The 22131-nt window shown below is 62.4% G+C and carries 17 protein-coding genes and 2 pseudogenes; 9 read left to right on the forward strand and 10 right to left on the reverse strand.

The features are described 5' to 3' along the window. Positions 1-341 precede the first annotated feature (341 nt). Genes yihI through hemN form a run of 3 tightly spaced genes read left to right on the forward strand, consistent with a single transcriptional unit; the run spans position 342 to position 2774 of the window. Positions 342-917, forward strand: a complete 576-nt coding sequence (gene yihI, locus AC1IN8_RS18595; RefSeq protein WP_479760085.1) for a Der GTPase-activating protein YihI — start codon at positions 342-344, stop codon at positions 915-917. Between the two features lie 11 nt (positions 918-928). Continuing rightward, positions 929-1369 (forward strand): DUF2489 domain-containing protein, encoded by a 441-nt coding sequence (locus tag AC1IN8_RS18600; protein ID WP_043133237.1) that lies wholly within the window; start codon positions 929-931, stop codon positions 1367-1369. Positions 1370-1400: 31 nt separating this feature from the next. Then, positions 1401-2774, forward strand: a complete 1374-nt coding sequence (gene hemN / locus AC1IN8_RS18605) for an oxygen-independent coproporphyrinogen III oxidase (RefSeq protein WP_319912571.1) — start codon at positions 1401-1403, stop codon at positions 2772-2774. Positions 2775-2842: 68 nt separating this feature from the next. On the opposite strand, the gene add is transcribed toward hemN, so the two are convergent. The 5 genes from add to glnA all read right to left on the reverse strand — a co-directional run bounded on the left by add (position 2843) and on the right by glnA (position 8740). Then, positions 2843-3844 (reverse strand): adenosine deaminase, encoded by a 1002-nt coding sequence (gene add, locus AC1IN8_RS18610; protein WP_042648885.1) that lies wholly within the window; start codon positions 3842-3844, stop codon positions 2843-2845. Positions 3845-3986: 142 nt separating this feature from the next. Further along, complete coding sequence (glnG, locus tag AC1IN8_RS18615) at positions 3987-5405, reverse strand: nitrogen regulation protein NR(I) (protein ID WP_106885257.1); 1419 nt, start codon at positions 5403-5405, stop codon at positions 3987-3989. A gap of 9 nt (positions 5406-5414) precedes the next feature. Further along, on the reverse strand, positions 5415-6470 hold the full coding sequence (gene glnL / locus AC1IN8_RS18620) for a nitrogen regulation protein NR(II) (RefSeq protein WP_479760086.1): 1056 nt from the start codon (positions 6468-6470) through the stop codon (positions 5415-5417). An 86-nt stretch (positions 6471-6556) separates the two neighbouring features. After that, positions 6557-7132 carry a DUF4124 domain-containing protein gene (locus AC1IN8_RS18625; RefSeq protein ID WP_479760087.1) on the reverse strand — a complete coding sequence of 192 codons (576 nt, stop codon included), beginning with the start codon at positions 7130-7132 and terminating at the stop codon, positions 6557-6559. Positions 7133-7330: 198 nt separating this feature from the next. Beyond that, positions 7331-8740, reverse strand: coding sequence for a glutamate--ammonia ligase (gene glnA / locus AC1IN8_RS18630; RefSeq protein ID WP_025325354.1), 1410 nt, complete (start codon positions 8738-8740; stop codon positions 7331-7333). Between the two features lie 350 nt (positions 8741-9090). Here glnA and typA point away from each other — a divergent pair, with 350 nt between their 5' ends. From typA to dtd, 4 genes and pseudogenes are all read left to right on the forward strand, one after another. Further along, positions 9091-10902, forward strand: coding sequence for a translational GTPase TypA (typA, locus tag AC1IN8_RS18635; protein ID WP_139437664.1), 1812 nt, complete (start codon positions 9091-9093; stop codon positions 10900-10902). A gap of 303 nt (positions 10903-11205) precedes the next feature. Beyond that, the gene (locus tag AC1IN8_RS18640; protein ID WP_247627704.1) at positions 11206-12078 is read left to right on the forward strand and encodes a virulence factor BrkB family protein; all 873 of its coding nucleotides are present in this window, start codon (positions 11206-11208) and stop codon (positions 12076-12078) included. Between the two features lie 6 nt (positions 12079-12084). Beyond that, positions 12085-12222: pseudogene (locus AC1IN8_RS18645) on the forward strand (virulence factor BrkB family protein); the annotation flags it as partial. A gap of 75 nt (positions 12223-12297) precedes the next feature. Continuing rightward, positions 12298-12735, forward strand: a complete 438-nt coding sequence (gene dtd / locus AC1IN8_RS18650) for a D-aminoacyl-tRNA deacylase (protein WP_247627705.1) — start codon at positions 12298-12300, stop codon at positions 12733-12735. A gap of 27 nt (positions 12736-12762) precedes the next feature. Here dtd and AC1IN8_RS18655 read toward each other — a convergent pair whose 3' ends face one another. Continuing rightward, positions 12763-13419 carry a spermidine synthase gene (locus AC1IN8_RS18655; protein ID WP_247627706.1) on the reverse strand — a complete coding sequence of 219 codons (657 nt, stop codon included), beginning with the start codon at positions 13417-13419 and terminating at the stop codon, positions 12763-12765. Positions 13420-13470: 51 nt separating this feature from the next. On the opposite strand from AC1IN8_RS18655, the pseudogene AC1IN8_RS18660 reads away from it, so the two are divergent. After that, positions 13471-13575, forward strand: a pseudogene (locus AC1IN8_RS18660) (GNAT family N-acetyltransferase); the annotation flags it as partial. Between the two features lie 139 nt (positions 13576-13714). Continuing rightward, on the forward strand, positions 13715-14623 hold the full coding sequence (locus AC1IN8_RS18665; RefSeq protein WP_161506778.1) for a bifunctional GNAT family N-acetyltransferase/hotdog fold thioesterase: 909 nt from the start codon (positions 13715-13717) through the stop codon (positions 14621-14623). Between the two features lie 52 nt (positions 14624-14675). On the opposite strand, the gene AC1IN8_RS18670 is transcribed toward AC1IN8_RS18665, so the two are convergent. The 4 genes from AC1IN8_RS18670 to AC1IN8_RS18685 all read right to left on the reverse strand — a co-directional run bounded on the left by AC1IN8_RS18670 (position 14676) and on the right by AC1IN8_RS18685 (position 22000). Next, positions 14676-16745: an AsmA family protein gene (locus AC1IN8_RS18670; RefSeq protein WP_479760091.1), complete on the reverse strand. Its 2070-nt coding sequence runs from the start codon at positions 16743-16745 to the stop codon at positions 14676-14678. A gap of 143 nt (positions 16746-16888) precedes the next feature. Then, the gene (recG, locus tag AC1IN8_RS18675) at positions 16889-18958 is read right to left on the reverse strand and encodes an ATP-dependent DNA helicase RecG (RefSeq protein WP_479760093.1); all 2070 of its coding nucleotides are present in this window, start codon (positions 18956-18958) and stop codon (positions 16889-16891) included. Between the two features lie 177 nt (positions 18959-19135). Then, on the reverse strand, positions 19136-20485 hold the full coding sequence (pssA, locus tag AC1IN8_RS18680; RefSeq protein WP_162519253.1) for a CDP-diacylglycerol--serine O-phosphatidyltransferase: 1350 nt from the start codon (positions 20483-20485) through the stop codon (positions 19136-19138). 153 nt (positions 20486-20638) lie between these two features. Next, a complete protein-coding gene (locus AC1IN8_RS18685) occupies positions 20639-22000 on the reverse strand; it encodes a GntP family permease (RefSeq protein WP_236661794.1) in 1362 nt (453 codons plus the stop codon). Positions 22001-22131: the final 131 nt, after the last annotated feature.

Here is a 22131-nt window from a genome sequence, read left to right on the forward strand (position 1 = left end):
CAGGATCGAGCAACAAGGGTCAGGAAGACCTAACGACATGATGCGCAGAGGTACGCCCAGGGATAAGGCGATTTGCAGCCAGGGAATGGGACTCGCATGACAGGATCAAGGCAGCTTCGGCTGCCTTTTTTCTGCTGGGTCATTAACCCGCCAAGGCATTCTGTGTCAAAATACCAGCAACATGCCCAGAGGATGCCGATCCTGCGGTGTTCAGCGACCGAATATGGTCGAATTGGTGCGGGATCCCACTCTTGTTCCAGATTTACTGTTCCCCGCTTCAGCATCCTCCCCGGACGAAACAATCCCGGGGGTTTCAATCCAGTTATTTGTCGGAGTCATTCATGTCGGCCAAACAACCCACCCGCAAGCCTACCGGCAAGCGCAAAGAATCAGATGCCAGTGCCCTGGAAGGCCGCGAGCGCAAACGCGCCGCCAAGCGCAAGGGCTTGAAGGCGGGCTCCCGTCAGCAGGTCGAGCAGGGCAAGAAGGGCGGCAGTGGCAAGCAGGCCAAGGATCCGCGCATCGGCTCCCGCAAGCCGGTCGTGCTGATCGTGGAAGAGAAGCAGAGCAAGCCGGTGGCGCCCAAGCCGCAAAAAGAGAAGAAGTTGGTGATGACGTCCGAGCAGGAGCTTGCCTCCATCGAGAACGATGATCGCCTGAACGATCTGCTGGATCGACTGGATGCCGGTGAAACCCTGGAAGCGGCCGAGCAGGCCTGGGTCGATCAGCGCGTCGATCGCTATCAGGAGCTGATGGACGAGCTCGGCATCATAGACACCGACGAAGATGACGACGGTGATTTTGACGAGGTCGAGTATGAAGAGCCGAGACAGCCAGCCTCCGAGGAGGAGCTGTGGGAGCGTTTCAGCCAGGTTGACTATCAGCCCGAACCCAAGCCAGAGCCGAAGAAGAAGTGATGAGTGGATGGATGCTGGCCGCCCTGTTGGGGGGCCTTGTCTTGCTGGGGCTGGCTGTCTATGCCGGCACCCTGCTGGCGCGTCTCAAGCGTCAGCACGACATGCAGCGGCAGGCCATCGCGGCCCGCAACGAGCGCATCCTCGACAGCGTCAGGGTGATCGCCCATGCGGTTCGGGATGGTCAGTGCGACTACTCGGAGGGGGCCATCCGGCTGACCAACCTGCTGGACGCCTTGCAGATCAAGGGTGGACGGGCCTTCGCCAGTGAATTCCCCGGTCTCTATGGCCTCTACGAGAAGGTGAAGGAGATGCCGACTCACGAGGCGAGGCGAGCCCTCAAGCGCAACGAAGTGATGAAGATGGATCTCGAGCGCAGCGGCTACGAGGCCGAGCTGGAGGCGCAGATCCTCAAGGATGTCGCCCGACTGAAGGACTTTCAGCTAAGCCGGTGAGCCCTGGATAACAAAAAGAGAGGAAGCAAGCGTGCAAGCAGAACAGATTGTGTGGGATCAGGCCCTGATCGAGAAATATAACTACAGCGGCCCGCGTTACACCTCCTATCCCACCGCGCTGGAGTTCAACGAGGGCTTCGGTTATCCGGACTTCGTCCAGGCCGCGGGCCAGTATCCGGCGCGCAATCTGTCGCTCTACGTGCATATCCCCTTCTGCCACAAGCTCTGCTACTACTGCGGCTGCAACAAGGTGATCACCCGTCACCAGCACAAGGCCGATCAATATCTCGATTACCTCGAGCAGGAGATCAAGGCGCAAGCCCCCCTGTTCAAGAACCGGCTGGTGACCCAGCTGCACTGGGGTGGCGGCACCCCCACCTATCTGAGCGAGGGGCAGACCCGTCGCCTGATGGCCATCTTGCGGGAGCACTTCCACTTCGCCGAGGAGGGGGAGATCAGCATAGAGGTGGACCCGCGCGAGATCGAACTCTCCATGCTGGACGTGTTGCGGGAGCTCGGTTTCAACCGCATCAGCCTCGGCGTGCAGGATTTCAACAAGGCGGTGCAGGTCGCGGTCAACCGGGAGCAGGACAACGACTTCATCCGCGCCATGCTGGAGCGCGCCCGGGCATTGGGATTCCGCTCCACCAACCTGGATCTCATCTACGGCCTGCCGCACCAGAACCGGGAGAGCTTCCACCACACCCTGGAGGAAGTGCTCAAGACGGATCCGGCCCGCCTCTCCATCTTCAACTATGCCCATCTGCCGAGCCGCTTTGCCGCCCAGCACAAGCTGAAGGAGGAGGACATGCCGGCCCCCCGGGAGAAGCTGGCCATGCTGCAGGACACCATCGCCTTCCTCACCGGTCAGGGTTATCAGTTCATCGGCATGGATCACTTCGCCAAGCCCGATGACGAGCTGGCGGTGGCCCAGCGCGAGGGCAAGCTGCACCGCAACTTCCAGGGCTACACCACCCAGGGGGATTGCGATCTGCTGGGGTTGGGAGTCTCTTCCATCAGCATGATGGGAGATGCCTATTCCCAGAATCAGAAGGACCTCAAAACCTATTACGCCCAGGTGGAGACGCTCGGCCACGCCCAGTGGAAGGGGTGTTCCCTCAACCGGGACGACCTGATCCGCCGCGAGGTGATCAAGCGCCTCATCTGCGACTTCTCCCTGAACTTCGCCGCCGTCGAGCAGGCCCATGGCCTGGTCTTCCGGGAGTACTTCGCCGAGGATCTCAAGCTGCTGCAGACCTTCATCGACGATGGTCTGGTGCGCCTGACAGACGACGGCCTTGAGGTGGTCTCCACCGGTCAGCTGCTCATTCGCAACATCTGCATGTGCTTCGACGTCTACCTGCGCAGCAAGGCGCGCCAGCAGCAGTTCTCCCGGGTGATCTGAGCCCTCGGCCAGGTTCTCTACATAAAAAAACCGCCTTTCGGCGGTTTTTTTATTGGGCTTGCCTGCACTCAGCGTTGAGCCGCGCGGGCACTCAGTTCGGCCTTCTCGCCATCGCTCAGGAAGGCGAGGGTCAGACCGTTCTGCTGGGCGGTGCGGATCTCGCTCGCCGTCATGCCGGCGGCCGGGGCGGCCACCTCGTATTCGTGGGGCAGGTCGATGCCTTCCACTGCGGGATCGTCGGTGTTGAGGCAGGCCAGCACGCCGGCGGCCAGGAACTGGCGGATCGGGTGCTCGGTCAGGCTGGCGACCGTGGTGGTCTGGATGTTGGAGGTGAGGCAGGACTCGATGCCGATGCGGTGCTCCGCCAGATAGGCCATCAGGGCCGGATCCTGGATGGCCTTGACGCCGTGGCCGATGCGCTCGGCGCCAAGATCGCGAATGGCCTGCCACATGCTTTCGGGGCCCGCCGCTTCACCGGCGTGCACTGTCACCCGCATGCCCGCATCCCGCACCTTGCGAAAATGTTCGGTGAAGAGTGTGCCCGGGAAGCCCAGCTCGTCACCGGCCAGATCGATGGCGACCAGCTTGTCGCGGTGGGCCAGACAGGCGGCCAGCTCCTGATTGCACTGTTCGGTGCCGAAGGTGCGGCTCATGATGCCGATGAGGTTGGTCTTGATGCCGAAGTCGCGGCTGCCGGCGGCCACGCCGTCTATGATGGCTTCCACCACGCCCTGCGGGTGCAGCTTGTGGGCCATCGCCATGTAGGCGGGGCTGAAGCGCAGCTCGGCATAATCGATGCCGGCACGCAGCAGATCTTCCACGTTCTCGTAGGCGACCCGGCGGCAGGCATCGTAATCGGCCAGCACGGCCACGCCCCAGTCCAGCTTCTTCAGGAAGGCCACCAGACTCGGCTCGTTCTCGACGATCTGCACGTGAGGGCGCAGGGCTTCCAGCTCATCGGCCGGCAGCTGGATGTTGTGCAGGCGACCCAGCTCGAGAATGGTCTGCGGACGGATGTTGCCATCCAGATGGCGGTGCAGGTCGGTCAGGGGGAGGGATCTGTCAATCATGGTGGCGCCTTCTGCGAGTCAGGTTGGAAAGCCTGTCATTCTAGGCGGGGATCTTGAAAAAGATACCCCGTTTGCAGGCAAACGGGGTCTGATTGGTCAGGCTTTCCCTCAAGGCGTGATGGGAATCGTTTTTCCATCAGACTCAGGGAATGTCGAGTTCCTTGAGCTTGCGGGTCAGGGTATTGCGACCCCAGCCAAGCAGGCGGGCGGCCTCCTGCTTGTGGCCATGGGTGTGCTCCAGTGCCGTCTCCAGCATGATCCGCTCGAACTGGGGCATGGCATCCGCCAGGATGTCGGTCTCCCCCAGCGCCAGCTTGGCGGCCACCCAGTCCTGCAGTTGTTGCTGCCAGCCACCGGTCAGGGCGGGCTGGCCCGGCTCCGCCGTGCTGGTGATGGGGGTCAGCAGCTCGGTGGGCAGATCGCCGACCAGCACCTCCTGACCCGAGGCCATCACGGTCAGCCAGCGGCAGACGTTCTCCAGCTGGCGCACGTTGCCCGGCCAGGGCAGGCGGCTGATGTAGGTCTGGGTATCCGGGTGCAGGCTCTTGGCCTCCACGTTCAACTCCTTGGCGGCTCTGAGCAGGAAGTGCTGGGCCAGCTGGGGTATGTCCTCCCGGCGCTCCTTGAGGGCGGGGATATGGATGCGGATGACGTTGAGGCGGTGGAACAGATCCTCCCGAAATTCGCCGTCGGCGACCCGTTTCTCCAGATTCTGGTGGGTGGCGGCGATGATCCGCACATCCACCTGCACCGGTTGATGGCCGCCGACCCGGTAGAACTGGCCGTCCGCCAGCACCCGCAGCAGCCGGGTCTGGACGTCCAGGGGCATGTCGCCTATTTCGTCGAGAAACAGGGTGCCGCCGTCGGCCTGCTCGAAGCGGCCGTGACGTATGTTGTTGGCGCCGGTGAAGGCCCCCTTCTCATGGCCGAACAGTTCGGATTCGATGAGATCCTTGGGGATGGCCGCCATGTTGAGGGCGATGAAATTCTTGTGGGCGCGCGGGCTGTGCTTGTGCAGGGCATGGGCGACCAGCTCCTTGCCGGTGCCGCTCTGGCCGTTGATGAGCACCGAGATGCTGGAGCGCGACAGCCGGCCGATGGCGCGAAACACCTCCTGCATGGCGGGAGCCTCACCGATGATCTCCGGGGTGGTGGTGGCCTCCTGCTGGCGTGCCTTGCGCTTGGTGCGCTGCTCTTTCAGATGATTCTCGGCGCGGCGCACCAGGGTGACCGCCTCGTCGATGTCGAACGGCTTTGGCAGGTATTCGAAGGCGCCGCGCTGGTAGGCGTTGACCGCGCTGTCGAGATCCGAGTGCGCCGTCATGATGATGATGGGCAGATCGGCCTGGCGGCGGTGGATCTGCTCCAGCAGGCTGAGGCCGTCTATGCCCGGCATGCGGATATCGGAGAGGATCACGTCCGGTGAGCGCATCTCCAGCGAGCTCAGCAGGGCTTCGCCGTCGGCAAAGCTCTCGCATTCGAAGCCTTCGCTGCCAAGGGTGCGCTCCAGGACCCACCGGATGGAGCTGTCGTCATCGACGATCCACACTTTTGCTGTCATGAGGTTCCCTTACTTGCGAAGTGGTAGGTAGATGGTGAATTCGGTGTGGCCGGGCCAGCTGATGCAATCTATGCGTCCCTTGTGCTGATCGATCAGGTTCTGGGCGATGGAGAGGCCGAGGCCTGTGCCCCCCTCCTTGCCGGTGATCATGGGGTAGAAGAGGGTGTCGCGAATGGCATCGGGAATGCCGGGACCGTTGTCGACGATCTTGATCTCGGCGGCCAGGCGGTAGCGCTGGCCGTGGATGGTGATCTGGAAGGCGGTGCGGGTCTTGATGCGGATGAGCCCGGTCTGATCGCCGAGGGCCTCGGCGGCATTGCGGACTATGTTGAGAAACGCCTGCTGCAGCTGGTCCGGCTCCATCTCGAACTCGGGAATGCTGGGGTCGTAATCCCGCTCGATGCGGATCTGGGACGGCAGCTCCAGATCCACCAGACGGCGCACCTGCTCCAGCACCGAATGCACATTGTGCATCTGATGGCGTCCCGGTCGCTGGGGGCCGAGCAGACGATCGACCAGTACCCTCAGGCGGTCGGCCTGCTCTATGATGATGCCGGTGTATTCACGCAGAGCCGGGTCCGGCAGCTCCTTTTGCAACAACTGGGCGGCGCCGCGTAGGCCCCCGAGGGGGTTCTTTATCTCGTGGGCCAGCCCGCGCACCAGCTCCTTGGCGGCCTGCTGCTGGGCATGTTGCTGCAGCTCCTGGCTGATCTTCTTCTGCTGATCGATCTTGCGCAGCTCCACCACCATCAGCCGCTGCTCGTGGTCGGCCATGGGGCTCACGCTGATCTCCACCAGCCTGGGCTCTCCCTCCACCACCAGGGTGACTTCGCTGTCGGTGAAGCCCTGCCCTGAAATGAGGCACTGCTTGAATCGTTGCAGGTCGAGGGAGATGTGCTCCAGCAGATGGGGCAGTTCGATCCCGATCAGTCGCCGTTCGCTGAGGGAAAGCAGCTGTTCGGCCGCCGGGTTGACGAATTGAATGCAGAGCCGCTCATCCATCAGGATGACGGCGGTCAGCAGGTTGTCCAAGAGTGTCTTGGCGTGATCCAAGCGGGTTGGCACAGGTTTCTCCCTAAAACGGTGCTTTACACCTGTTATGCACCGATATGGTGCATTGAGTTTACCCGCATCGGTGCGTCACATCACCCCTAATTGGCCTTGGGGGTGGCTTTGGGAGCCTGATTCACAGTCGTTCTATGCAGGTAAAAGGTGGCTGCTTTGGATTTAGCAAGGATCGTACCGTCTTTGGCGAGCAGCTCGAGCCGCGCCTCGTAGGCGCCGCGAGGGAGGTTCTCCACCCGGATGGCCAGGCTGTTGTGAACGAGGGGAATGGCCTTGTCGTTCAGCAGCAGGCGCACGTCATATTGCACCGGCGCCTGGGGATGGACCTGGGCCTGGAAGACGATGTTGCCCGTGTTGTCGCGCAGTGTGCTGCCCGGCTCGGGGGAGAGCAGTTCTATCTCCAGGGGGGCGGCCTCCAGGGCCTTCCTGGCATCGACGCCGGTCAGGCTGTTGAAGTCGTCGACCTGGACCGAGTGGGGCGAGGTGCCGATGAGGGGGGAGACCCGCAGGTCGATTTCCCTGGCGTTCTTGCCGGGGGGAGGGGCGTCTGTGTAATGGGTCACCCCTTGGGGATCTATCCAGGAATAGACTCTGGCCGCCTGGGTGGTGCAGGAGATCATCAGCAAGAGGCCCAGCGTCCATGTCGGGTGTACTGTTTTCATCCATCTCTCCTTGACGGGGTTCACCTTAATCCTATCAGAGAAAAAAATGTCGGACCTATTGTCGGATCCGCGGTGCAGAATGGGCTCGACAAGCCGTATGCCCCATGCTGTGTGAGGCCATGAGTCATGATATTTCAGCCCCTTAGATAAAAAACCCGCCAGATGGCGGGTTTGTCATGATGAAGCAAGGACACCGGATTAGACGGAGTAGTACAGCTCGAACTCCAGCGGGTGCGGGGTCATGCGGACACGATCCACGTCATGCTGCTTCAGCTCCAGGTAGGAGTTGATGAAGTCGTCGCTGAAGACGCCGCCACGGGTCAGGAACTCGCGATCAGCATCCAGTGCGGACAGGGCCTCGTCCAGGGAACCGGCAACGGTCGGCACTTCTGCGGCTTCTTCCGGCGGCAGGTCATACAAGTTCTTGTCCATGGCATCGCCCGGATGGATCTTGTTGATGATGCCGTCCAGACCGGCCATCAGTTGGGCAGCGAAGGCCAGGTAGGGGTTGGCAGCCGGATCCGGGAAGCGCACTTCGATGCGGCGGGCTTTCGGGCTCGGCACAACCGGGATACGGATGGAGGCAGAGCGGTTGCGGGCGGAGTAGGCCAGCATGACAGGGGCTTCATAGCCCGGCACCAGACGCTTGTAGGAGTTGGTGGTCGGGTTGGCGAAGGCGTTGATGGCCTTGGCGTGCTTGATGATGCCGCCGATGTAGTGCAACGCCATCTCGGACAGACCACCGTACAGGTCGCCGGCGAACAGGTTGACACCGTTCTTGGCCAGGGACTGGTGGCAGTGCATGCCGGAGCCGTTGTCACCGAACATGGGTTTCGGCATGAAGGTGACAGTCTTGTTGTAGGCGTGGGCCACGTTGTGGATCACGTACTTCAGCACCTGCACTTCATCCGCTTTCAGCGTGAGAGTGTTGAAGCGGGTTGCGATCTCGTTCTGACCGGCAGTGGCCACTTCGTGGTGGTGAGCTTCAACGACCTGGCCCATCTCTTCCAGCACCAGACACATGGCGGCACGGATGTCCTGGGAGGAGTCAACCGGCGCAACCGGGAAGTAACCACCCTTGACGAAGGGACGGTGACCCTTGTTGCCGTGCTCGTACTCGGTACCCGAGTTCCAGGCAGCTTCTTCGGATTCGATCTTCACGAAGCTGTGGCCCATGGTGTTGGAGAAGGTGATGTTGTCGAACATGAAGAATTCCGGCTCCGGCCCGAACAGCACGGTGTCAGCGATGCCGCTGGCTTTCAGGAAATCTTCGGCACGCTTGGCGATGGAGCGCGGATCGCGGTCATAGCCTTGCATGGTGGCAGGTTCAAGCACGTCACAGACGATGTTCAGCGTGGTCTCTTCGGTGAACGGGTCCAGTTTGGCGGAGGCCGGATCCGGCATCAGCACCATGTCAGACTCGTTGATGCCCTTCCAGCCGCCGATGGAGGAGCCATCGAACATCTTGCCGTCTTCGAAGAAGTCTTCGTCGACCTGGTGGGAAGGAATGGATACGTGCTGCTCTTTACCCTTGGTGTCGGTAAAACGCAGATCAACAAACTTGACTTCGTGTTCCTGGATCAGGGCCAAAACGTTCTGGGCTGACATGCTAAGTAACCTCCGGTGTTAAAACTCTTTGGGTGAATGCGTCATCACATTCACATAAGCCAGTATCGTGCCAAGTTTGTGACAGCTTGATTTCAGGGCATTTGCACCCTTTCAGGCTGTCGGGACACCCGCTTTCATGCTTGGCTGCGCCTCAAAGTGGTGCAACCTTGGATCGTTTTGGTGCACCATCGTGGTGCGCCTACGTGCCAAGGCCATCTAAGCAGGCTTTTGGCGCGGGGTCCATGATCCAGATCCCCTGTTGTACGCGAATGGTCTGCAATTCTGCTAGGCAGATCACAAAGGCGAGAGTACAATTAGCGCCCAATTTTACCCGGTGATTTGAGGCGAGAATGTTAGAGAATTTACGCAATATTGCGATTATTGCGCACGTTGACCACGGCAAAACGACTCTGGTTGATAAGCTGCTGCAGCAATCCGGCACTCTGGATCGCACCAGCGAAGGTCAGGAACGGATCATGGACTCCAATGATCTGGAACGGGAACGTGGCATCACCATTCTCGCCAAGAACACTGCGATCCGCTGGAACGACTACCGCATCAACATCGTGGATACCCCGGGTCACGCCGACTTCGGTGGTGAAGTTGAGCGCGTGCTCTCCATGGTTGACTCCGTGCTGCTGCTGGTTGACGCCGTTGACGGCCCGATGCCGCAAACCCGTTTCGTGACCCAGAAGGCATTCGCCCAGGGCCTGAAGCCCATCGTGGTCATCAACAAGATCGACCGTCCGGGTGCTCGTCCTGATTGGGTAATGGATCAGGTCTTCGATCTGTTCGACAACCTGGGTGCCACCGATGAGCAACTGGACTTCAAGGTTGTTTACGCCTCTGCACTGAACGGTTGGGCCACCCTGGACCAAGACGTACCGTCCGACAACATGGAACCCCTGTTCCAGGCCATCGTCGACAACGTCGAAGCCCCTGCTGCGGATACCGAAGGCGGTTTCCAGATGCAGATCTCCCAGCTGGACTACAACTCCTACGTGGGCGTCATCGGCATCGGCCGTATCACCCGTGGTCGCGTCAAGACCAACCAGCAGGTCACCATTGTTGGTGCCAACGGCAAGAACCGTACCGGCAAGGTCGGTCAGGTGCTGGGTTACCTGGGTCTGTCCCGTACCGAAGTGGCCGACGCGCAAGCGGGCGACATCATCGCCATCACCGGTCTGGGCGAGCTGAAGATCTCCGACACCATCTGTGACAACAATGCCGTCGAAGCCCTGCCGCCGCTCTCCGTTGACGAGCCGACCGTGAACATGACCTTCCAGGTCAACACCTCGCCGTTCGCCGGTAAAGAAGGCAAGTTCGTCACCTCCCGCAACATCCTGGAGCGTCTGAACCAGGAGCTGGTCCACAACGTGGCCCTGCGCGTGGAAGAGACCGAAGATCCGGACAAGTTCCGCGTCTCCGGTCGTGGTGAACTGCACCTCTCCATCCTGATCGAAAACATGCGTCGCGAAGGCTACGAGCTGGCTGTATCCCGTCCGGAAGTTATCCTGCGTACTGTTGACGGCGTTCTGCAAGAACCGTTCGAAACCGTTACCGTCGACGTGGAAGAGATCCACCAGGGTTCAGTGATGGAGCAACTCGGCCTGCGTAAGGGCGAGATGACCAACATGACCCCGGATGGCAAGGGCCGTGTCCGTCTGGACTTCATGATCCCGAGCCGTGGCCTGATCGGCTTCCAGACCGAGTTCCTGACCATGACTTCAGGTACCGGCCTGCTGTACCACACCTTCGACCACTACGGTCCGCACAAGGGTGGCAGCATCGGTGAGCGTCAGAACGGCGTGCTGATCTCCAACGCTACCGGCAAGGCACTGACCTTCGCCCTGTTCGGTCTGCAAGACCGTGGTCGTCTGTTCATCGGTCACGCGACCGAAGTGTACGAAGGCCAGGTGATCGGGATCCACTCCCGCTCCAACGACCTGACCGTCAACTGCCTGAAAGGCAAGCAGCTGACCAACATGCGTGCCTCCGGTACCGACGAAGCCCAGGTGCTGACTCCGCCGATCCGCATGACCCTGGAGCAGGCTCTCGAGTTCATCGACAACGATGAGCTGGTCGAGATCACTCCGAAGGCCATCCGTATCCGCAAGAAACTGCTGACCGAGATGGATCGCAAGCGCGCCGGTCGTGCTTGATCGATAGCTGTTCATCGACAGACCAAAGAGAGGCCTTATGGCCTCTTTTTTTATGGTCGCGCGGCGGTTTCTTGCTCCTGCATGGTCGATTGTTATGGTCGCGCGGCGGCCTCTTGCTCCTGCATGGTCGATTTTTATGGTCGCGCGGCAGTCTCTTGCTCCTGCATGGTCGATTTTTATGGTTGCGCGGCGGTCTCTTGCCTCTTGGATGGTCGATGAGATGGCCGTGAGCCGGCTGATGGGTGGTCAGATGGGCACCCTATCTGACACAATATCTGCATGATGACGCTTACGAGAATCAAGATGCAGCAGCAAATCCGCGGCCGCCTGGCCCACGCAGTCTCCTTCTTGCGCCACGATGGTGCCCATTTCGCCCAGTTTGTCTGGGGTCGTTTCCAGCAGGACAGGCTGACGGTCACCGCCGGCTACCTGGCCTATGTGACCCTGCTCTCCCTGGTGCCCATGGTGGCCGTGGTGTTCGGCATGATGTCGGCCTTTCCGGTGTTCCAGACCCTGAAACAGCAGATGGAACAGTTCGTCTATCACAACTTCGTACCCACCGCCGGCGAGATGCTCAAGGAGTACATAGACGGCTTCGTGGCCAATGCCACCAACACCACCGCGGTCGGCATAGGTGCCCTGATAGTGGTGGCCCTGATGCTGATCTCGGCCATCGACAAGAACCTCAACTACATCTGGCGCTCGACCCAGAATCGACCGCTGGCCCAGGCCTTCGCCATGTACTGGATGATCCTGACCCTGGGCCCCGTGCTCATCGGGGCCAGCCTCGCCATCTCCTCCTACATACTGTCGCTGAAGCTGTTTGCCGCTGACAGCCTGTTTGGCGCCGGCTACCTGGTGCTGCGCAGTCTGCCGTTTCTGTTTTCTGTGTTCGGCTTCCTGCTTATCTATACGGTGGTGCCCAACTGCAAGGTGCGGCTGACCCACGCCTTGATCGGCGCCCTGGTGGCGGCCACCCTGTTCGAGCTGGCCAAGCGTGGCTTCTCCATCTACATCACCAACTTCCCCTCCTATCAGGCCATCTACGGCGCCCTGGCGACCATCCCCATTCTGTTCGTCTGGGTCTATCTGAGCTGGCTGGTGGTCTTGTTGGGAGCAGAGACCACCGCCTGCCTGGGGGAGTACGAGAAACCCGGCAATGAGGAGCTGGGCTGAGTCAGCCACTCATTGTTGGCACCGATATTCATTCTGTTCGTCTGGGCATTCGTAAACCTGAGCTGGTTGGTGGTCTTGCTGGGAGCAGAGACCACCGCCTGCCTGGGGGAGTACGAGAAACCGGGTACCGAGGAGCTGGGCTGATCCCCTCGCTTATTGCTAACATCAACGACCGCCTTCGGGCGGTCGTTCGTTTCTGACAAGACAAAGGAGTTGCGGGTGATTGCATTGATCCAACGGGTATCCGAGGCCAGCGTGACCGTCGAGGGGGAGGTGACCGGGGCCATAGAGCAGGGGCTGCTGGTGCTGCTCGGGGTGGAGCAGGGGGATGACGAGGCCAAGGCCGACAAGCTGCTGCACAAGGTGAGCGGCTATCGCATCTTCTCCGATGAGAACGGCAAGATGAACCTCAACGTGAGCCAGGTCGGTGGCAGCCTGCTGGTGGTTTCCCAGTTCACCCTGGCGGCGGATACCGGCAAGGGGATGCGACCCAGCTTCTCCGGTGGTGCCCACCCGAGCGATGCCGAGCGGCTCTATGACTACTTCGTTGCCCGGGCCAGGGAGAGCGGCGTGCCAACCGAGACGGGACGCTTTGCCGCCGACATGAAGGTCAGGCTGCTCAACGACGGCCCCGTGACCTTCTGGCTGCAGGTGTAGGCCAACAGTAACAGCTCGCCAAGGGCGTTAAGCCCCCTGGCTGATGGCGTGCAGTATGACGTTGCGATAGCCCGGCACCCCGTGGGCGCCGGTGGGGCCGATCCACTCCTCGGCCAGCCTTTTGGCCTGCGCCAGTTCGAGATGGGTCCGTGGCAGCAGGTTGACGATGAGGGTGCCGTGCAGGCATCTGGCCAGCGCCTGATAGATGGGAGCCTGGAACAGCAGCAGGGGATTGCCGTCCTGGCTGAACAGGTCCAGCAGCACCAGGTCGTACTGTTCCCGACTCTCCAGCAGGAAGTGCAGTGCATCGGCGTGGTGCAGCCGTGGCGCACCTCCAGTCGAGGGCAGGAAAAACTGCTGGAACAGGGTGAGGATCTCGGCGTCCAGATCCACGCAGTCGTGGCGGGCTTCGGGCCAGCGAGCACCCAGATGACGGGTGAGATCCCCCCCTCCCAATCCCAGCTCCAGGATCCGGCTCGCCTGTGCGGGCAGCCGCTCGGCGATGCTCTGCTGATGGGGCAGGCAGAGGTGTTCCGGTTGGCTCAGGCTCATGGCGGATTGCACCACGCCGTCCATTTCCAGCCAGCGGTGGCGGGCATTTTCCAGGATGGAGAGGCGGCGTTCGGGTTTGGCGCTGAGGTGCAATAAGTGATCGGCTTGGTACGCTTGCAGATTGAAGTCCATGAATTTGCACGGCAAGATGGCTTTCGACCAGTGTAACTCAAGGATGTCGCTATGTACCGGGTGGTCACCCCAGAAACGCCAGCGGAACTGGATGCCAGCTACCCGCTGCGTCGGGAGGCATTGGTGCGCAAGCCCTTCCATCTGCCCGTCGGCGCAAACTCAAGGATCTCTTTATGTATCGGGTAGTCACCCCAGAAACGCCAGCGGAGCTGGATGCCAGCTACCCGCTGCGCCGGGAGGCATTGATGCGCAAGCCCTTCCATCTGTCCGTCGGCGCAAACTCAAGGATCGCTTTATGTATCGGGTAGTCACCCCAGAAACGCCAGCGGAGCTGGATGCCTACTACCAGTTGCGCTGGGAACTACTGCGCAAGCCTTTCAATCTGCCCGTGGGCTCCGAGCGTGACGAATACGATACCGTCGCCATTCATCGGCTGATGCTGGCCGAAGACGGCACCCCCATCGCCGTCGGCCGCCTCTTCATCGGGGGTGACGAGGCCCAGATCCGCTTTATGGCGCTGCGTCCTGAGTTTCGCGGTCAGGGGCTGGGGGCCCGCATGGTGGAGGATCTCGAACAGCTGGCCCGGGACGAGAAGGTGAAACGGCTGGTGATGAACGCACGCCAGGAGGCGGTGGAGTTCTATCGCAGGTGCGGCTTTCTCGAGGTGGGTGAGGGGCCCGTCTCCTTCGGCCGCATTCCCCATCGTCAGATGATCAAATCCATCAGTCCGCTGCAGACCATACAGTATCGCCCCGAGTGGTGTCAGGATCTCACCACCCGCTGGTCGAGGGGGATCCCCATCAGCGAGAAGATGGGGGTGCACATCACCCACTACGATGGCCAGACCTTCCACCTCAAGGCCAACCTGGCGGCCAACCTCAACGTCCACGACACCATGTTCGCCGGCAGCATTTACAGCCAGTGTGTGCTGGCGGGCTGGGGCCTCATCTGGCTGCAACTCAAGGAGGCCGGTCTGGGCGGGGATACGGTGCTGGCGGAGGGCAACATCAAATACTACAGACCGGTGAGCGAGGAGCCTGAGGCCAGAGTCGCCCGGGAGGGGATGCCCGCCGTGCTGGCACCGCTCAAGAACGGGGAGTCCGCCAAGTTCAGCCTGCGGGTGCAGCTGTTCAGCGGCCGCAAGCTGGCGGTGGAGTTTGTCGGCCAGTACGTGGTGCTGCCCATCAAGCGGGCGGGACACTGACCCCTCGTCCGGCATCCGATAGCAACAAGGCCTCATGATGAGGCCTTGTTCGTCATTGCGCCGCGGTGGCGGGGGGCGTCTGGGGTCGCCGGAGCGGGCCGCTGCGCCCCTGGGCCGGGTAGCGTACGCCAGTCTCCCAGTCGCAAGTGGCTTCCCCGGTCGGGAAGCGCCATTCAAGGGTCGGGTTCTCAAGGGGGCCGCGCCAGCGCGCCAGCAGCTCGGCGCAGCGCCGCTTGTTCAGCACGCCGAGATCCAGCTGCCACTGGTCGCTGGCGAGATCGACCCCGCCCTGCAACCCGAGCAGGTGGGTGATGGTGGAAGCCCCGCCCTGCTCGATCTGCAGCTTGCCCTGCTCAGCCCTGGCCTTCAGCCTGATGTGGTAGAAGGGGGTATCCCCCTGCTGCATCGCCTGCCACAGGGTCTCGGGGGTCAGAGTGGGCGGGGTCGCCTCCTTGAACCAGTTGTCCAGCAGCGGGTCTATCCCGACCTTGTCCCAGAAGGGATCCCTGGCCTCCAGGCTCAGGCTGCCCTGCAGGGTGTGGCGCCAGTTGCCGGGGGCCTGCTCCGGCTGCGGGGCCAGATCGGCTTGCAGATCCGTCTCCAGATCCACCTTGCCCGCCAGCGAGACGGGGGCATGGAGCAGTTCGCCCCACTTCTCCAGATCCAGCTGCTTGCCCTGCAGTTGCAGACGGCTCTCCTGCCCGGGCACCTTGCCCCATTGGCCGCTGAGGCTGAGAGAGCCCTCATCCGGCAGCTCGCTGCTGAGCCTGTTGAGCTGCCAGGCGCTCGGGGTCAGCTCCCCGTCCAGCACGCCGTTGCGGGCACTCAGGCCATCCCACACCAGCTCGAACCACTTGCTCTCGATGCGGGTACGGCCGAGCAGCGGGCCCGGCTGGTTGTTCCTCAGGCTGAGATCGCTCAGGTAGAGCTGCCAGCCGGTCAGGGAGAGGGGCAGGGTGTCGTCGAAGGAGAGCACCTTGAGCCTGTCGAAGGCCAGTCTGCGCACGTCGATCTGCTGGAGGCGCCAGCCCTGCCACTCCTGCCACCACCCTTCCGGCAGGCTGATGTCCATGCCGCTCAGGGCCATGTCCTTGAGGGTCAGCTTTTGCTGTTGGGTGTCGAGGGCAAGCTCGACATTGAATTCCCCTTCGTATGCCTTGCCCTGCAGCTCGGCCTCGATCTGCCGGGGGGAGAAGGCGAGCTTGCCCTCGATGGCTTCCAGCTGGAACAGGCCGCGGCCGAGATCCGCCAGGGTGCCTGAGAGATAGCCGCTTGGCTGGCTGCCCGCCTGCCAGTCGAAGGCGGTGAGCTGACCGCTGAAGTTGTTGAGGGAGAGCTCCTGCTCTATGGCATTGACGCTGACCCGATCGAGCTGGCCCCGATCCAGAGTGATGCGGCGCAGGGGGAGCTCGCCCTGAGGGATGTCCCCCAGCTCGACCCGCATGCCACGGGCCTTGAGAGCGTGCAGTTGCAGGCTGCGATCCGGCCAGTTCAGCACCATGCCGGTCTCCAGCAGACCCTTGAACAGGTTGGTGGTCAGCTTGTCCGTGCTCAGCACCTGTCCCTCCAGTCGCCCCTTGAGGCTGAGGCGGGCCAGGGTGAGCTGCGGCGTCTCCAGCTGGTTGATGCCCAGGGTCAGGTTGGCCTGGGGCTGGCGTTTCGGATCGATCAGCTCCCAGTCGCTCAGGGTGGCGCTCAGGCCGCGCAGGGTCAGGGCCTCGCTGTACAGGCTCAGGTTGTCTATGGTGCTGTCGCTGATGGTGAGGGAGTGCACCGGCAGGGTCGGCAGCTGGTTCGGCAGCGGCAGCTTGATGACGGGGCGGATGAGATCCAGGTGGGCGATGCGCACGTCCCGGTTCAGCCAGTCGATGTTGTCTATCTCCAGATAGATCTTCTCCAGCTGCACCGCATCCCCGTAATGCACCTGCTCCGCCAGCAGGGTGTAGGGGTGAAGCGGGTTGAACACCAGCCGGCCTATGGTGACAGGCACGCCGGTCTGCTGGCTGATCCAGCTGGCGATGGGGCCCTTGGCCCGCTCGGCGTCGAACAGGCCGAGGCCGACCCAGACGAATAGCAGCAGGAAGGCAAACAGATAGAGCAGGGCGCGTAGCCAGGAATTCATGGATGCTTTCCTCCTGTTTTGGGGTGTGTTGTCAGGCGTTTGATTAGTGGTCCCGCAGGCCGAGCCAGCGGCGGATCAGCGGTTCGACATGACTCGGATGGCGGTCCATGAGGACATGTGTCCATCTGCTGCATCTACCTCGTTCAGGCATTGGAATAGTGATCCCGTAAGCCGAGCCAGCGTCGTATCAAGGGTTCGACATGACTCGGATGCCTATCCATGAGGAAGCGCGCCATCTTCTGCACCTGGGGAATAAGCGGCTGGTCGCGCACCAGATCGGCGATCTTGAGATCCGCCAACCCGGTCTGGCGGGTGCCGAGCAGTTCCCCCGGGCCGCGCAGCTCGAGATCGCGCTGGGCGATCAGGAAGCCGTCGTTGGTCTCCCGCAGCACCCCGAGCCGGCTCTGGGCGGTCTTGGAGAGGGGGGCATGGTAGAGCAGCACGCAGTGGGAGGCCACCGAGCCCCGGCCGACCCGGCCGCGCAGCTGGTGCAACTGGGCCAGCCCCAGCCGCTCCGGGTTCTCGATGATCATCAGGCTGGCATTGGGCACGTCCACCCCCACCTCGATGACGGTGGTGGCGACCAGCAGTTGCAATATGCCCGCCTTGAACTCCTCCATCACCCGCTGCTTCTCGATGGGGCGCATCCGGCCATGGACCAGGCCTATGTGCAGGCCGGGCAGCCTGGCTTGCAGCTCGGCGGCCGTGTCTTCGGCGGCCTGGCACTCCAGCACCTCTGACTCCTCGATCAGGGTGCAGACCCAGTAGGCCTGCTTGCCCTCCTCGCAGGCGAGCTTGACCCGCTCGATCACATCCTGACGGCGGCTGTCCGGCAGGGCGACCGTGGTGATGGGGGTACGGCCGGGCGGCAGCTCGTCGATGACGGAGGTGTCGAGATCCGCATAGGCGGTCATCGCCAGGGTACGGGGAATGGGGGTGGCGGTCATGATGAGCTGGTGGGGATGCACCCCCTCCCGCTCCCCCTTCTCGCGCAGGGCGAGGCGCTGGTGCACCCCGAACCTGTGCTGCTCGTCGATGATCACCAGGGCCAGGCGCTGGAACACCACCTGCTCCTGGAAGATGGCGTGGGTGCCCACCACCATCTTGACGCTGCCGTCGGCAATGGCGGCCAGCGCCTCCTCCCGCGCCTTGCCCTTCTGCTTGCCCGCCAGCCAGCCCACCTGGATGCCGAGGGGGTCCAGCCAGTGGGCGAAGTTGATGGCATGCTGTTCGGCCAGCAGCTCGGTCGGCGCCATCAGCCCCACCTGGCAACCGTTGCCTATGGCTTGCAGCGCCGCCAAGGCCGCCACCAGGGTCTTGCCGGAGCCCACGTCCCCCTGCACCAGCCGCATCATGGGGTAGCTGCGTTGCAGATCATGGCTTATCTCCGCCACCACCCGGTTCTGGGCGCCGGTGGGGGTGAAGGGCAGGGCGCTTAGCAGCTTTTCCACCAGAGCCGGGGCCGGCTTGAGGGTGCGGGCCAACTGGGTCTGTGCCTGGGCGCGAACCTTGAGGACGGAGAGGTTGTGGGCCAGCAGCTCTTCCAGCACCAGTCGCTGCTGGGCCGGATGCTGGCCGCTCTCCAGCAGGGCCAGCGCCACCGAGGGGGGCGGGCGGTGGAGCAGACGCAGGGCGGCGGCCAGATCGATCTGCTGGGGGTAGAGACCGGCGGGCAGCAACTCCTCGACGCCATAGAGGTCGAGCTGGGCCAGCGCCTGATCCGTGAGGCTGCGCAGGCTGAGCTGGCGCAAGCCTTCGGTGGTCGGGTAGACGGGGGTGAGCGCCTCTTCGGTCTGGCCGGCCTGCTCCTCGCCGAGCAGCTTGTACTCGGGGTGGGCCATCTCCAGCCCGTACTTGCCGGGGCGAGCCTCGCCGAAGCAGCGGATCAGGCGGCCCTGGGCCAGGCTGTTTTTCTGGGCGGCGGTGAAATTGAAGAAACGCAGGGTCAGGCTGCCGGTGCCGTCGCTGATGCGGCACACCAGCATGCGGCGGCGCCCCATGACCAGCTGGGTGTCCTGGATTTCGCCCTCGACGGCGCCGTGCAGCCCGGGGGGCAGATCGCCGATGGGCCACACCTGGGTGCGGTCCTCGTAGCGCAGGGGGAGGTGGAACAGCAGATCCTGTACCGTGGCCAGCCCCAGCCGCTCGAGCTTCTCCAGCATCTTGCTGCCGACGCCCTTGAGGCTATCGAGAGGAATTTTATCCAATTTCATCAATTAGATGCCCGAAAACACTGTAAATATGTCCAGATGATAGGGGTTGTTGCTGCCTCGATGCAAGCCGCGTTGCAGCGGCAGGGGCTCCCCGGGCGGGGCGAGAGGGCGCATACGACAAAGGCCTGCCGAACACGGGAGGCCTTTGGAGGGGCAGACAGGGGAGGCGGAGAGGGCTTAGATGATCCGCTTGAGCAGGATATGGGCCCTGACCCTGTGGATCCTGGCAAGCAGCTTGCGCACCTGCTCGGGGTAATCCTTGATCTGCTCGATCTGATCGAAGTGGCTGATGCGACGGGTGTGGGCCAGGATGCAGTCGCGCTCCTCCTGGAAGCGCTCGCGCAGATGGTGGTGGCGGTCATGGACCAGCAGGCCGTTCTCCAGATCCAGCGCCCAGGCGCGGGGATTGAGGTTGTTGCCGGTGAGCAGGGCCCACTCCTGGTCCACGAAGATCCCCTTGAGGTGATAGGAGTTCTTGTCGCAGCACCAGAGCATCAGATTGAGACGGCCGCTGTCGATGTGGTGCTGGTTGCGCTCGGCAAACTTGCGCAGGTTGGTCTCGTAGAGATAGGGCAGGCCGCCAATGGTGGAGAACTTCTCCTCCGGCGGGATGAAGAAGTCGTTGGCTGTCTTGTCGCCCACCACTATGGTCACCTTGCAGCCGCGCTTGAGCAGGGCTTCCACGTCCTTGTTCAACTCCTTGGGGGGGTTGAAGTAAGGGGTGCAGATGAAGATCTCCCGCTCGGTGGCCCGCACCAGATTGCGGATCATCCGGTTGAGCTGGTTGCCGCGCTTGCCCAGCCCCACCATGGGGGTGATGGCGATCTCCTGGCTGTTGGCCGGTATGCTCTCGAATCGGTACTGGCTGGTGCGCAGGTTGTGCTTGAAGCGGCGGATCTGCCCCTTGAGCTGCTTGGCGCCCGGGATGCCGGGGCGATCCAGCCGCTGCACGGCCTCGCTCTTGAGGAAGACGTCATCCACATAGTTGACCATGCTGCGGGTCAGGGCCTGGCTGTGGATCTGGTGATAGCGATCGAAGCGGTAGCGCTCCTGCTGGTGCAGGTAGATGTCGTTGAGGCTGGCACCCGAGTAGAGCAGGATGTCGTCGAAGATGAAGCCCTTGAGGTGCAGGACGCCGAGCAGCTCGCGGCCCTTGACCGGCACGCCGTAGATCTCGATCTGGTGTTCATGGCGGGCGGCCATGGTCTGATACATCAGGTGGTTGCCCCCCTGTTTGCCCTTGCCGATCAGGCCGCGCTGGGCGCGGTGGAAGTCGACGAAGACCTTGATATCGAGGGCGGGGTTGCGCTGCTTGGCGGCGTAGAGGGCGGAGAGGATCTCCCGTCCCGCCTCGTCATCCTGCAGGTAGAGGGCGATCAGATAGATACGCTGGGTCGCGCCCGCGATGAGCGAGAGGATACGGCTCTTGAAATCCTTGGCGCTGTTGAGTACCTGGAACTGATCTGCGGCAACCGCGATCTGGGGTAAACGTGCCAGCAACTGTCGATAATGTGCCGATGAATGCATAGAGAAGCCTGAAATCACGGGATGAAGCGTTCCACTCGGGGCGATGAATAGGCAATTCTAGCAATCTGTGGCGACGGGCCCAAGCAAGAATCCGTAAAAATGTCGATGGAACGCCATATCGGGGCCGCCGGATGGGGCCCCGATATGGGGGAGTTAGAAGACGATGCTTGCCATGGCAACGATGAGGAAGGCGATGGTACCGAGCAGTGTCTCCATCACGGTCCAGGTCTTGAGGGTGGTCTTCTCGTCCATGTTGAGGAAGCGGCTGACCAGCCAGAAACCGGAGTCGTTGAAGTGGGAGAGCACGGTGGCCCCACCGGCGATGGCGATGACGATGAAGGTCAGGTCCAGATCGCTCAGCCCGGCCGTGGCCGCGACCGTCGGCGCCATCAGGGCGGCCGTGGTGGTCAGGGCCACGGTGGCAGAGCCTTGGGCCACCCGCAGGGCGGTGGAGACCAGGAAGGCGGCCAGGATCACCGGCATGCCGGTGTCGGAGAGCACGTCGGCCAGGGCCGTGCCGATGCCGCTGGCACGCAGCACGCCGCCGAACATGCCACCGGCACCCGTCACCAGGATGACGGCGCAGACCGGGGCCAGGGCGTCGTTGCAGAACTTCTCGAGCTGCACCTTGCCCTGGGTCTGACGGAACAGCCAGAGGGCATAGAGCACTGTGATGAGCAAGGCCACCGGGGTCTTGCCGACCATGCGCAGCACGTTGACCCAGTCTGCACCCTTGTCGATGACACCCATGACGCCCAGAGTATTGAGGCCGGTATCCATGAAGATGAGCACCAGCGGCAGCAGCAGGATGGAGATCACCTGGCCGAAGCTCGGCGCCTTGTCGGAGAGTCGCTCTGCGGTCTCGGTGAAGCTCGGGGGCAGGGGCAGCTCAAACTTCTTGCCGGACCAGAGCCCGAACAGATAGGCACCCAGATACCAGGTCGGCAGCGCGACCAGCAGACCCACGACGGTGAGCAGCCCAATGTTGGCGCCCAGCAGTTCGCTGGCGGCCACCGGGCCCGGGTGCGGCGGCAGGAAGGCGTGCATCACCGCGAAGGCACCGGCGGAGGGCAGGGCATATTTGAGGACTGAGCCGCCGAACTGCTTGGCCACGCTGAAGATGATGGGCAGCATGACGATGAGGCCGGCATCGAAGAAGATCGGGAAGCCGAACAGCAGGGAGGCGATCCCTAGCGCGAAGGGGGCGCGGTGGGAGCCGAAGCGGTTGATCAGGGTGTCGGCAAGCACCTTGGCGCCCCCCGTCATCTCCAGGATCCTGCCTATCATGGCCCCGAGGCCAACCAGCAGCGCGACCGAGGCCAGGGTGCCGCCGAAACCGGTCAGCATGGTGGGGATCACCTGGTCATAGGTGACCCCGGTGGCCAGGGCCGTCAGCATGCTGACCAGGGTCAATGCCACGAAGGCATGTACCTTGAATCGCATGATCAGCACCAGCAGCATGACGATAGCGCCAGCGGCTACCGAGAGCAGGTAGGCGACATCGGGTGTGTTCATCGCTCCGTCCATAAAATGTCCTCAAATGGTTCTAGTAGTTGTTCTGCACATTTCTGTGCTCCACTTCACATTGCGCAACGTTACCGGTAACATGTTACCGGTAACGTGCTAACTTAGAACCCATCAGGTAA

It is taken from the genome of Aeromonas sp. 130281 (assembly GCF_056642115.1).

Excerpts from the sequence above, each read along its gene's own strand:
- recG (WP_479760093.1), bottom strand. The coding sequence starts at position 18,958 with ATGAAATTGGATAAAATTCCTCTCGATAGCCTCAAGGGCGTCGGCAGC.
- pssA (WP_162519253.1), bottom strand. The coding sequence starts at position 20,485 with ATGCATTCATCGGCACATTATCGACAGTTGCTGGCACGTTTACCCCAG.
- AC1IN8_RS18670 (WP_479760091.1), bottom strand. The coding sequence starts at position 16,745 with ATGAATTCCTGGCTACGCGCCCTGCTCTATCTGTTTGCCTTCCTGCTG.
- AC1IN8_RS18655 (WP_247627706.1), bottom strand. The coding sequence starts at position 13,419 with ATGGACTTCAATCTGCAAGCGTACCAAGCCGATCACTTATTGCACCTC.
- glnA (WP_025325354.1), bottom strand. The coding sequence starts at position 8,740 with ATGTCAGCCCAGAACGTTTTGGCCCTGATCCAGGAACACGAAGTCAAG.
- glnG (WP_106885257.1), bottom strand. The coding sequence starts at position 5,405 with ATGACAGCAAAAGTGTGGATCGTCGATGACGACAGCTCCATCCGGTGG.
- AC1IN8_RS18600 (WP_043133237.1), top strand. The coding sequence starts at position 929 with ATGCTGGCCGCCCTGTTGGGGGGCCTTGTCTTGCTGGGGCTGGCTGTC.
- add (WP_042648885.1), bottom strand. The coding sequence starts at position 3,844 with ATGATTGACAGATCCCTCCCCCTGACCGACCTGCACCGCCATCTGGAT.
- AC1IN8_RS18640 (WP_247627704.1), top strand. The coding sequence starts at position 11,206 with ATGCAGCAGCAAATCCGCGGCCGCCTGGCCCACGCAGTCTCCTTCTTG.
- typA (WP_139437664.1), top strand. The coding sequence starts at position 9,091 with ATGTTAGAGAATTTACGCAATATTGCGATTATTGCGCACGTTGACCAC.
- AC1IN8_RS18685 (WP_236661794.1), bottom strand. The coding sequence starts at position 22,000 with ATGAACACACCCGATGTCGCCTACCTGCTCTCGGTAGCCGCTGGCGCT.
- AC1IN8_RS18625 (WP_479760087.1), bottom strand. The coding sequence starts at position 7,132 with ATGAAAACAGTACACCCGACATGGACGCTGGGCCTCTTGCTGATGATC.
- AC1IN8_RS18665 (WP_161506778.1), top strand. The coding sequence starts at position 13,715 with ATGTATCGGGTAGTCACCCCAGAAACGCCAGCGGAGCTGGATGCCTAC.
- yihI (WP_479760085.1), top strand. The coding sequence starts at position 342 with ATGTCGGCCAAACAACCCACCCGCAAGCCTACCGGCAAGCGCAAAGAA.